Origin of the sequence: Bacillus sp. FSL M8-0063, from assembly GCF_038005545.1 — a bacterium.
GTDB lineage: Bacteria > Bacillota > Bacilli > Bacillales > Bacillaceae_G > Bacillus_A > Bacillus_A wiedmannii.
The window spans coordinates 318,897-331,755 of sequence record NZ_JBBOTJ010000001.1 but is presented as its reverse complement, the minus strand read 5'-3'; the positions used below and the strand labels follow the sequence as shown (position 1 = coordinate 331,755).

General features: G+C 34.9%; 7 protein-coding genes. 3 read left to right on the top strand and 4 right to left on the bottom strand.

Annotated features, from left to right (window positions below; translation table 11 throughout):
- Positions 1-7: 7 nt before the first annotated feature.
- The 3 genes from MKX31_RS01530 to MKX31_RS01520 form a co-directional block, all read right to left on the bottom strand.
- A complete protein-coding gene (locus MKX31_RS01530) occupies positions 8-4,249 on the bottom strand; it encodes a S8 family serine peptidase (RefSeq protein WP_088046977.1) in 4,242 nt (1,413 codons plus the stop codon).
- A 390-nt stretch (positions 4,250-4,639) separates the two neighbouring features.
- Positions 4,640-5,281, bottom strand: coding sequence for a response regulator (locus tag MKX31_RS01525; protein ID WP_000590680.1), 642 nt, complete (start codon positions 5,279-5,281; stop codon positions 4,640-4,642).
- Position 5,282: 1 nt separating this feature from the next.
- Complete coding sequence (locus MKX31_RS01520; protein ID WP_088046978.1) at positions 5,283-7,106, bottom strand: GAF domain-containing sensor histidine kinase; 1,824 nt, start codon at positions 7,104-7,106, stop codon at positions 5,283-5,285.
- Between the two features lie 352 nt (positions 7,107-7,458).
- On the opposite strand from MKX31_RS01520, the gene gerKA reads away from it, so the two are divergent.
- From gerKA to gerKC, 3 genes are read left to right on the top strand one after another with little or no spacing between them, the layout of a single operon-like run.
- Complete coding sequence (gene gerKA, locus MKX31_RS01515; protein ID WP_340979780.1) at positions 7,459-8,961, top strand: spore germination protein GerKA; 1,503 nt, start codon at positions 7,459-7,461, stop codon at positions 8,959-8,961.
- Entirely contained in the window at positions 8,942-10,048 is a 1,107-nt protein-coding gene (locus MKX31_RS01510; RefSeq protein WP_088046980.1) for a GerAB/ArcD/ProY family transporter, read from the top strand. Before gerKA ends, MKX31_RS01510 begins: the two co-directional genes overlap by 20 nt.
- Positions 10,029-11,153 carry a spore germination protein GerKC gene (gerKC, locus tag MKX31_RS01505; protein WP_064477098.1) on the top strand — a complete coding sequence of 375 codons (1,125 nt, stop codon included), beginning with the start codon at positions 10,029-10,031 and terminating at the stop codon, positions 11,151-11,153. Before MKX31_RS01510 ends, gerKC begins: the two co-directional genes overlap by 20 nt.
- Positions 11,154-11,185: 32 nt before the next feature.
- Here the strand turns inward: gerKC and treC are convergent, their stop codons facing one another.
- Positions 11,186-12,847, bottom strand: a complete 1,662-nt coding sequence (treC, locus tag MKX31_RS01500) for an alpha,alpha-phosphotrehalase (protein ID WP_088046981.1) — start codon at positions 12,845-12,847, stop codon at positions 11,186-11,188.
- Positions 12,848-12,859: the final 12 nt, after the last annotated feature.

The following is a 12,859-nucleotide window of genomic DNA, read 5'->3' as shown; positions in this document are numbered from 1 at the left end:
TGCCCACTTATTTTTTTGGCTCTAATCCAATGGAACGTAAGATTTTATCTAACGTCACTGGCCCTACATTTTCTTTCGGTTTCTGATTTTCTTTGGCATCTGGACCCTTTTTCAAGAAATTCTTCTCAATAAAACGAATATCTGTTTCATTTACAACACCATCTTGATTGACATCTCCATCTTTTACAGCCACTTTTCCTTTTTCATATGAAAGAGCTGCTATTCTAGCATCTTGAATATCTACCATTTTATCGCCGTTTACATCACCTGCAAGGCTGTCATCCATATCAGCTCTAAAGTTTTGTCCCACTAATTCTCCATCCTGCATTTTCCCTATTTTTGTAGTTAATTTACTATTTAAATGACCTGGCATTTCTACGAAAATATTATATTCTGTATCACTTACTGGAACACTATGAATTTCAAATTGCCCATTATCATCAACCGTTCCTGTATATTTCTTTCCATCCTTACCAACTGCATACACTTTTGCTCCTAGTTTTGTGTAGTCATTCTTACCTAAATACCCCTCTTCAGTTAAGAAAGCTTCTGGTCCAATATATCCTGTAACCATTGCATGTTTCGAAATAATAGAAAAGGATTTATCTTTAAACACAGGAATCTCAACGCCTTCTGATGCACCTGTTTTTGTATAAGAGAATTTATCTACTCCAAATGCTGTTAAATTATTAAAATACTCGTCACTCGTCATCTCAAATGTAACATCTACAAATGGTGCGTCTCCATCTAGACCTTTAAATTCTGTTCCTTCTAAAGATGCACCAACTTTCACCTTGTTTTCCCAGTTTCCTTCTTCATTTATCACTGGATCTTCTAATTTAATATTTAATCCATGTTGTTTTGCATATTCTGCAAGTGCTGGGTTTGGTTTAACATCTACAAATTTAAACAACTGTTTACTATAAGGAATCTCAAATGTACCTGACATAAGTTGTTTCACATTATTAAGATTTAAAGTTAATGTAATTTTTTCTCCTAGTTTAACTTTATCCTTGTCATAGCTTGGGACAGCGTATTCCGTTCCCTCTTTAACAAAGACATAATCTTTAAATCCATTTGCCATATTTGATGCAGTTGCAAGATCATATCCAAATAACCTTAAATTAAGCGGTTCATTGATTTCCTCTGGAAGTACACCAAATTTAAAATCACCATTGGCTTGAATTGTATTCAACCAACCTGACGGAAAAGCAGAGTTTTGGTAATATACAATTTCATTAGTTTTTTGGTCATACTGAAGGCCTTTTGCCTTTAATACATCTATCGTAGAATCATAAATGTTACCATGTACCCATAATGCACGCTGACCATCTTCTTCTTTGAACATAGATTCATTTACCTCATGAACGCCAGGTTTTACATCGGTAAATTTCATTTCAGGTTTGATATTATCAATAATTACGCTATCTCCTTTTGTATAAGGTTTCCCTTCTTTGTCATATCCAATGAAATCAAGTTGGTAATCTCCATCAGGCAACGTAACTCGCTTGTCTCCAATTGGATGATTTGGATCTCCTGTAAACGGGAATACATAGCCACCCATACCATCGAACATGATATATTCAATATTTGGTGTTAGACTGCTAGCATTAATTGTCCCCACAATTCCTAATGCCTTTCCTGTTTTTCGATCCTTCACCACTGCATCGATAGTTTCAAGTGGACTGTTCAATTTAAATGTCAGCGGTGAACTCGGCCTTTCCATAAATGGATGGAAGTTAGATGTATCTGTTGCCATTGCATCTCTCAGCAAATCTACAGATTCAATTCCTTTTTCTGTGAATTTAACTGCAAATGGCACTTGATATACTTCTTTTTCATTTTTTTTATTTGAAATATGAATATATCCCTCATATCTACCAAATTCAGCGTTTTCTGGAATGATAATTTCAGGGCTAATTTCCCCTGATGTACTAGGAGCTACTTTAATAGAATCTTGTACGTTCAGCTTCACACCATTCTTCGCTGCATCTTGCACACCTACACTTGTTGTTGAAAACTCTACTTCTAATTTAAACTCTTTCTCGTCTGTTTTATTGCTGTTCTTAATTAAGACTTTTCGACTATCTTTAATAGGTCCATTTCCCAATTGGTTTTTATACCCGAATGCAATAGACCCTGTTTTTTCTTCAATTTCTACTTCTTCATCATTTACAACGTTTGATGTTTTATCGATAACCTCGATAGCTGTATCTGCATGAACTGCACGATACGCATCAATTCGGCCTGATCCTACCTCAAATACAGAGCGTGCCTCTTTTAAGTCAACTGCAGTATTCATAAGCGCTTCTTTTACTTCAAACGGACTATAGTTTGGATGTTCTTGTAAAATGAGTGCCGCCACCCCCGCTGTATGAGGAGTTGCCATAGATGTACCTGACATACGTCCATACGCTACCGGATAATTTTCTCCATCCTTTGGATCATTAATATATTCAGGAACAGTTGAGAAAATAGAAACACCTGGCGCTACAATATCCGGCTTAATATCATCTGTTTTACTTGCAGGACCGCGAGAGCTGAAATCAGCTAAGTGATCTCCTTCTGTTTTTGTGTTACTCAGTTCTCCAAATGTTAAAGAGACATCTCCTTGGACAGCTTTTGCTTGCAATTTCTCACCATCTGCCTTTGTTAAGCGGAACGATGGAATAGATGAAGTACTTTCCCCAAGGTAACTTGTAATTTCACCATCTACATTGTTATATACAATTACCGCCTTTGCACCTGCTTCCTTAGCATTTTTAATTTTTTCATCGAATGTAATCTCACCGCGCTGGATGAGCGCTAACTTTCCTTGTACATCTTTCCCTTTAAAATCATCTATTTTCCCAAGACCTGTATATACAACAGATAATGATTGACCTTTCAAATCTTCAATCTTATCAGTAAAGCTTTTTCCAAGTAGCATCATTTTATCCACATGTAAATCAGCTGCATCGGCGGAAAATGTCGGGATAGTCATCGCAGCGTCACTTGCTCCAACTGTAATTGGAAGTGCTGCTGCACTAGGTGATCCAAGGGTACCTTCTTCTGGACCACTATTACCTGCCGCTACTACTGTAACAACACCAGCTAACGTCGCATTGTTTACTGCAATAGAAGTAGGATATAAAGGATCATTAATAGACGCACCTAATGATAAATTGATAACGTCCATATCGTCTTTCACTGCTTTATCAATCGCAGCAAGAATACCGCTTGTTTGTCCACTTCCATATGGACCTAATACACGATATGAATATAAATCTACATCCGGAGCGACTCCCGTAACTGCATAATCCACACTATTCTTTTTGTCTGCAGCAATTGTCCCAGCTACATGAGTACCGTGGGATGTATAGTATGCACTTCCATCATAAATTTCAGGATATCCTCCAGAATTTTGCCAATCCTTATACGTTGTCTCCATTGGATCAGCATCATTATTAACAAAATCCCATCCTTTTATTGAGTTCGGATCTATTTTGCTTGCATCTTCACCTTGCTTTGCACGATACCCTTTATAAGCATCTTTTAAATCAGGGTGGTTATAATCAATACCTGTGTCCAGTACACCTACCTTAATTCCTTTTCCTGTTATTTTTTCATCATGCAGCTTGTCCACACCAATTTGTGGTACACTATCTGCCATTTTGGGTTCGGCAGCCGTCTTAGCTGTTTCTTTCGGTAAATCAATTTTGACCTCACGATCTTCCCATACACGCTTAACAATACCAGTGCGAACTAAATCTTCGATCATATTCGCAGGTAACGACATTGCCACACCATTAAAAGCATTCTTATATTCTCTTGTTATTTTGGCAGTTTTAAAATCCGGCCCCTTATCTTTCTTTTTTTGAAGCTGTTCAAGCTCAGTTTTAAATCCTTTATGCGATGCTTCCACCTTTTGTTCTGCAGTTGAAAGAGCTATTTTTTTCCCTTTAGCTGCTTGTTTTAACATCTCGATTTTGCTAGGTGCTTGCTTAAATTCTACAATCACATTCACATTATCAGGACTTGCTGTATTAATGCCTGGTGAAATAACAAAACCAGGTTTTGTATCTAGTGTTTTTAAAGCATTACGTTGTTCCTTTGTAAGTCCTTTCAATATAGAACTTGCATCATCAATTCCAGTTAAAGTAGATGTATTTACTTCTTCTGCCAATACGTTATATGGAATTCCTTGAGACATTAACATACCAACAGTTAGCGTTCCGATAAGTATTCTTCCGAATTTCCCCTTCTTCATAGCGCATCTCCTTATTATTAAAATTATTTTTTCTAAAATAAATCTTCTGAGCTCCTATGTAGCATTGGCAATTCTATCAACCTTGGATCTATTTAAAAGGATCAAAAATCTCCAACACTACTACCGCCATCCCCACACTTCTAATCTTCTTTCTATAAAAGCCCCCATAAATTGTTTCCAACTACAATGATTTACAACATGAATTATTAGTAGCTTTAAGCAATAATTCTATTTTTATTATTCCACATTCTAACTTTTCTGAAAATTAAACGAAAGGCGTATCTTTTTTCTAATGATTCTATGTCTACATAGTACAAAAGAACTATCTTGCTCTTTATTCTTTGTAATATAGAATAAAGAAACACGATAGTTCTTTTAAACATCTCTTATTTAATCCAACGGAACCAATTGATTTCGAACAGCATAAATCACCGCTTGCGACCGACTTTTCACATTTAGTTTTTTAAAAATTTTATTGATGTGAATTTTAACTGTTTTATCACTAATATACAGAGCTTCAGCAATTTCTTTATTACTAAGTCCTTTTACTAATTCAAAGAGAATTTCCTTTTCACGTTCCGTCAGTTCATTTTCATTTGATTCTACTTTCATTTTTTGCTGATGATATGTAATTAATTTTTTAGTCATACGCGGATGAATAACTGAATCACCTCGATATAACATCCGAATTGCTGCTACTACCTGCTCCGATGATGAATCTTTCAATAAATACCCATCAGCACCAGCTTGGAGTGCATCCATTAAATACTCATCATGCTCATACATTGTAAACACAAGTACTCGGCAATTCGGATAATTTTTTTTCACCAACTCTGTAGCTTCAATACCATTTTTCCCAGGAAGATTAATATCCATCAAAATACAATCTGGTCTGCATTCTTCTACTTTTTCCAATACTCCGTCCCCAGAGCTAGCTTCTCCAACCACGTTCATATCAGATTCATCCTCTAGTATGCTCCGAATTGCGTCTCGTAAAAAAGCATGATCATCCACTACTAATATTTTAATCATTTTACGCACCCCTTGTTTGTGAATCTGGAATTAATAGTGTAATTTCTGTCCCTTTCCCTACAGAACTATCAATCTGTAAAGTAGCCCCTAATTGTTCAGCTTGTTCATTCATATGTAATATACCATAATGTGGCTCATTCTTCGTTTTAACCATAGACTCAAATAGTGAAAAACCAACCCCATTATCCTTAACCCTTAAAAGCACGTGCTCACTTTGATAGCTAAGTAAAACATCAGTCTTGTCTGCTTGTGCATGTTTTACAATGTTTTGCAAACTCTCTTGTAATGTATCAAAAATAGCTCTTTCTTTTGAAAAGCTAAGTGCACGTGCATGACCTCTTTCATGATATGTAATATCTAGTTCATATTCTTGTTTTAAAGACTTTATTTTACTTGCTATCGCCTGCTTTAGCCCTAATTGTTGTGTCGGATATGGTTTTAAAGCATAAATAGAATAGCGAACTTCTCCTAAGCTTCCTCTTAAATCTTTTATACTTTTCTCTACTATTTGTTGCATATCTATTGGTTTATCACGATATTTTTTCTGTGCGGATTCTAGTTGATATATCACCCCTGCCAATGTTTGCGCAATACCATCGTGAATTTCGCGTGCGATTCTATTTCTTTCTTCTAAAATCATTCTTTTTTCCTGTTCAGAAATCAATATCCTTGTTTTAACTACGTTAGCTAATTGATTAGAAAACGTAGCTAAAGACTGTACATCTTCCGGGAAAAAACCCGCAGTTCTACTTTTTCCTGCAACAAACATTCCGACTAGTTCATCATTTACAATAAGAGGAAAATATACAAGGGAGCGTATGACACTATCAAATATTTCATCTCCAGGAGCCGTACCAGTTTTCCAATCATTAAACACAAGATTTTTAGAGATTCCCTCAAACTTTTCCGAATGATCAGAAATATCGAAATGGACTTTCCCATCTTTTAATAGAAGATTCCAGTTTCCATCATCTTTTGTCCATATTCCATATGCTTGTATGCCAAAAAAACCTTTAAGTGCTTGTTTAATATGTTTCAGGTTCCCTCCGGTTAGTCCACGACTAATTTCTGTCGTAATAAGAAACAGCTCATATAATCGTTCCTTCTCCATCCTTATCCGTACAGAAAAAGAGCTAATAACTGAAATTGCTACAAGTGGAAAAAAGAAAAAAAGTACTGTAATCTCATTTACTTCCACACTATATTTACTAATTAATACATGCATCAAGGCCGCATAAGAGAAACCAAAAGTTTCGCAAAGGAATACCGTTACAGTTTTTTTATACCACTGATAGATTGAATATGGCTGTGGAAGGAGTATCATTAACAAATCGTAAAAGCGGTTGTTGAAAAAACAAAAAAACACGCAAAATAATAACAAAGATATTAAATTTTCATACAGAACTGACATATCTATATTGTTAATTAATAAGTGCATACATTTATTTGAAAACCATTCGGCCAAGATCAAGCTAAGCGCATGCTGAGTACTATTAAATAACATTCTTTGTATTGGTGAACGACGATGCAGGTGAATAATTAACGTTACGAGTACAATAGCAATAATAGTTATATGGATTCCAAACTGCCAACTCATAGCGTAAATTATGGGAAAGGTAAGCGAGCTCGTTCCTCTCCAAAATCGTACAGGAAAATACTCTGCAATCCCCATAAATATTAATAACAATATTAGTATTGTTGAATGAGAAGGGATTTTAATTTCAAGTAAAGATATAGTTATAGTAATCAAACCAAGAAAAGAAATAAAATAAAGATAAGAACTAGCAATCTTTTCTCTTATAAAAATAAAATTTACATCCTTCAAAACAACCCCTTCTTTCTTTATAAAACTTCATTTTCTCTATTATCCAATAAAAAACCGGCACTGGCAAAATGGAAGAACCTCCACTAGCCAATCACCGGCTGTGTACTGCACCTAAAAAGGCAAGACACAATACTATTATTATAAATCGCTTTTCTTAAATTTCATATTCATCGAATGATGTAATTATACATACCGCTAGGTTTACCCACTTATAGTACAAAAGATATATATTAATATCGCAAATACATACTTTCTTCCCATCACCCTACCTTTTCCAAATAAACCAAGCATAATTTTCTCACAAAAAGCAAAAATTAACAGAAATAATTCCTATGTAAAGGAGATGGAAAGTATGGCCGAACAGAAGAGTTCACAACAAGATAATAGCAAAAAGCATATGTTTCCATCACTTCCGGAGAACATTAATTACATTGAAAATAAACTTTTCCATTCTGATGATATAAAAAAATTAGATCTCCCTTTTCAAAACGAAAAAGGAACGATCTTATATATCGAATCTTTATCAGATCCAAATTTAATGCATCAATTAGCTCTTGAGCCATTATTAACGCGGTCTGATTTGTCTTTAGATAAAGCTTTTTCCACATTAAATATGAAAAAAGAAACAAATTTAAATTATGGTGTACAGCTTTTATTACAAGGTAAATCCTTATATTTTCATGAACAGGTCGACAGTTTTTGTATTTTCGAAACGGCTTTATCTTTAAAGAGAGATATAACAGAACCTGATAATGAAGGCATTGTACGTGGACCGCATACTGGTTTCGTAGAAGATTTAGCAACCAATTTAGCTTCTATTCGTAAACTCATAAAAAGTCCAAATGTCGTCGTTAAATATTTCACACTTGGTGAAGAAATGCACACGAAAGTGGCAATTGCTTATATGCAAAATATAGCGAATGACGATTTAGTTGCAGAAGTGAAAAGAAGATTAGAAACAATTAAAACGGACGCACTTATGCCTCCCGGATACATACAAGAATTTATAGAGGATACGTCTTTCTCACCCTTTCCGCAACAATTAAATACAGAGCGTCCAGATAGAGTCGCAGCAAATTTAATGGAAGGACGAGTTGCTATTTTATCTGATGGAGATCCAACTGCACTTATCGTTCCTGTTACGTTATTTGCTTTCTATCAATCACCAGATGATTATAATAACCGCTGGATTGTCGGTTCTTTCATCCGAATGATTCGCTTAGTCAGTTTCTTGATTGCCTTTCTCTTGCCCGCTATATATATCGCAACAGTTGCTTTTCATCCTGATGTGTTGCCGCTCGAACTTGTTTATACGATTAAAGCTTCATTAGAAAAAGTGCCACTTCCTCCTATTTTTGAAGCTCTCTTAATGGAATTAATCTTTGAATTATTACGGGAAGCTGGTATTCGCTTGCCGAGCCGAGTTGGACAAACAATCGGTATTGTAGGTGGTTTAGTAATTGGTGATGCAATTGTAAAAGCCGGTCTCGTTTCTTATACAATGATTATCGTTGTAGCTTTAACTGCAATCTCATCTTTTCTTGTTCCATCAAATGATATGAGTTCCGCAGTTCGGATTCTTCGTTTTCCGTTAATGCTCCTTGCTGCCATATTCGGCTATGTAGGAATATCATTCGGTCTCATTATAACTTTCGTTCATTTATGCCAGTTACATTCATTTCATACCCCATATCTTTCTCCTGTTGCTCCGATGCGGATAAAAGATATGAAAGACTCTTTTGTACGACTACCAATTTGGTCGTTTTGGGAACGACCACATGATTCAAAACCGAAAAAAATGCAACGACAACATGTAACGAGAGAGGATGAGAACGGTGACAAACACGCAAAGTAAAATTTCACTTGTTCAATTTACCTTTTTCGTTATTCAATGCCAAATCGGAGTTGGTATACTTTCTCTACCAAACCGTCTTCACCCAATAGCGAAAGGTGGCGGATTGATTTCTGCTCTCATCGCTGGTCTTGCAATTCAACTTATTATTTTACTTATGTGGCTTTTCTTAAAACGATTTCCTGATGCAGATATGTATGAAAGTGTTTGTATGCTATTTGGGAATAAGTTTGGAAAACTATTAGGTTTTGCTTATGTTTTTTATTTTACCCTTATCGGTATGACGGTTATGTTAAATGCTTGTAATGTCATTAAAGTTTGGATATTACAAGCAACTCCTTGGTATGCCACCCTCATGCTATTTACAATAGCTTGTTGTTACATAGCTTATAATACGTTCAAAGTCATCGTACGGTTTTACGTCATGGCTTCTATTCTCATTTTACCAATGGCTCTTTTAATTGCCCTAGGGCTTACACGAGCTGATTTTTCTTACATTTTTCCAATTACAGAAGCCGGATGGTGGAATATTATTCAAGCATCAAAAGAAACCATTACAGCTATGTATGGTTTTGAGATTATTCTTATCGCTTTCCCAAAAGTAAACGGGAGTTCTGTGGCAAAACTGAAAGCAATTTCTATCGCTAATGGATTTGTAACTCTTTTTTATACTTTTACTGTTTGGATTTGCTTTATCGTATTTAGTCCAAAACAAGTTGAACTTATTCCAGAGCCAGTTGCTTACTTATTGCGTTCTCTACATATTGGGATTATAGACCGAACCGATTTACTATTCATCCCAATATGGATGATAACTGTTGTAGCTTCTATTGCTAGTTATTACTGTGCTGCTTCTATAGGAATTGGACATATCTTCAATCTGGCTAATCATAAAAAGGCTGTTCCAATCGTTGGTATTATTGCTTTTAGTGTAGCCCTATTTATAGATACACCTGAAGAATTAAAAGTAATTGCAACTTTTACTGATAAGTTCACGTATATTTTCATAGTTGTCCTCCCTCTTTTATTTCTACTTTATTCAGTAATAAGGAATAAGAAAGGAGAACAGTATGTTCCAAAAAAGAGTTAAATTACTTTTTATATTATGTACTAGTGCATTCCTTTCTGGCTGTTGGGATCAAGAACCATTAAGAGAAGCGAGATTAGCTTATAGCATTGGATATGATATTACGGAAGAAAATAAACTTCAGCAAACGCTTGAACTCGTAAAAAGTTCAAGCGGAGAGCAATCTTCATTCGAGAATGAAATACATTCAGCAAACGGGCATAACATAAGGGATACAAGCGATGCCCTAAAAAAAAATGTGACTGGGAATATTCGCTATTTTAAATATGGTGTTCAATTACTAGGAACCAAAATTCTAAAAAAAGGTATACTCCCCTATTTAGATGTCAGCTTTCGGGACCCAACAAACCCAACTGCTTTAGTAAAACTTATTGCAGTAGATGGTGAAACATCCGAGATACTAGAAAAAAAGAAGGTAGGAAATTTACTAATTGGAGATTTTCTAAAGAAAAAAGTGAAAAGCTTAGAAGATATGAGTGTATTTCCAAAAGAAACTTTAGAAACAGCTGCTACAAAAATGTTAGATCCCGGTAAAGACTTTACCCTCCCTTCTATAAAAATAAAAGGAAAAGAAGTAATTACAAACGGGTTAGCTTTATTTAACAATGATAAATTAACTGGGCATTTACCTTTGAAACAATCTATTTTATTCGTATTATTAACCGGAAAAATGGGAACAAGTGCCCGTATAACCCAAAAACTTACTAGCGATGAATCAGAGAAGACATCTGATTATTTAACAATGGAAGTTAGTAATCGAAAGTTAAAGCGAGACTTAAAAATAACAACAGATAGAAAAGGAAATGTATATGCTCACATTAAGCTTCAACTAAAAGTTATAGCCCTTGAGGCTCCAAGAGATAATATTTACAAAATGGAAGAAAGAAAAAAATTAAATGAAAAATTATCTAAACAACTTACAAAAGAAGCAAAACAAATAACGAACAGGTTACAAAAAGCAAATTGTGATGCTTTCGGTATCGGAAGACATCTTATCGCATATCATCCTGACTTATGGAAGAAAAAAAATTGGAATAAAGATTATGCAAAAGTAAAATTCAAACCGGAAGTAGAAGTAAAGATTTTATATAGCGGCGTTTTAAAATAAAAAGGTTGGATACCCGCCGGCATCCAACCTTTTTATTTCATATAACGATATACAATTGACTCATACGGTCTTAAGTTAAGATTGGTAATCTCTTTACTTGAATCTTTGTAATTTGATAATAATACTTCTTGTTTCATTCCATCCAATTGAACATCCACTGGTGCAGAATACGTTATTTCTTCTCCATAGAAGTTGTTGATAACAAGTAATACCTCTTCATTTACAGTACGTGTATATGCCCAAACTTTAAGATGATTTTCATCTAAAATAGCATATTCTCCTTCTGTAATTACATCATACGTTTTTCTAAGTTCTATTAACTTTTTATAATGATAAAATACAGACTCTTTATCTTCTAATGCCTTCTCTACGTTTATTTCTGTAAAGTTTTCAGCCACTGAAATCCAAGGTGTACTTGTTGTAAAACCACTGTTCATCTCTTCATTCCACTGCATCGGAGTACGAGAGTTGTCACGAGATTTTTGTTTTAAAATCCCGATAATCTCTTCTTTTGATAATCCTTCTTCTCGCTTTATATCGTGTATATTTAACGATTCCACATCGCGATATTGCTCGATGGACTCGAATTTAGGATTCGTCATACCGATTTCTTCGCCTTGATAAATGTAAGGTGTTCCTTGCAACATATGCATAGCTGTCGCTAACATTTTCGCAGATTCATTTCGGTACTTTCTATCATCACCGAAGCGTGACACTATGCGAGGTTGGTCATGATTACACCAGAACAACGCATTCCAGCCTCCGCCCTTTTGCATTTCAATTTGCCAATTAGACATAATCTCTTTTAATTTAATGAAATCAAAATCAGCTTGCGTCCACTTATCTCCATTCGGATAATCCACTTTTAAATGATGGAAACTAAACGTCATACTTAATTCATTACACTCAGGGTTTGAATATTTAATACAATTATCAATTGTCGTAGATGACATTTCTCCAACTGTAATTACATCTTTCCCTTCAAAAACATTTCGGCTCATCTCTTGTAAATATTCATGAACGCGCGGGCCATCTGTATAATATTTACGCCCATCGCTTGTCGCCGTACTTCCATCATCATTTAAGAACTGTTGATCTTTTGAAATTAAATTAATAACATCTAATCGGAATCCAGTTACCCCTTTATCAAGCCAAAAACGCATCATATCATATACTTCTTCACGAAGTTTTTCATTTTCCCAATTTAAATCCGCTTGCGTCTCATCAAATAGATGTAAAAAATATTGCTCTGTCTTCTCATCATATTTCCAAGCAGACCCGCCAAACTTAGATTGCCAATTATTTTTTTCATCACGCCAAATATAGTAATTACGATATGGACTATTTTTATCTTCCTTCGCTTCCTTAAACCACTTATGCTCCGTCGAACTATGATTTACCACGATATCCAGCATAATTTCAATATTACGTGCCCTTGCTTCTTCTAAAAGCTCTTCAAACTCTTCCATCGTTCCGTAAGATGGATCAATACTGTAGTAATCACTTACATCGTATCCATTATCATTTTGTGGTGATTGGTATATCGGTGTTAACCAAATATAATCTACTCCGAGTTCTTTTAAATAATCTAGTTTCTCTGTAACCCCTTTTATATCACCGGTTTCTTTATTGTAATAGCTATTAAAGCTCTTCGGATAAATTTGATAAACTACACTTTTATGCCAATCCTTCATGTTTAACTTCCT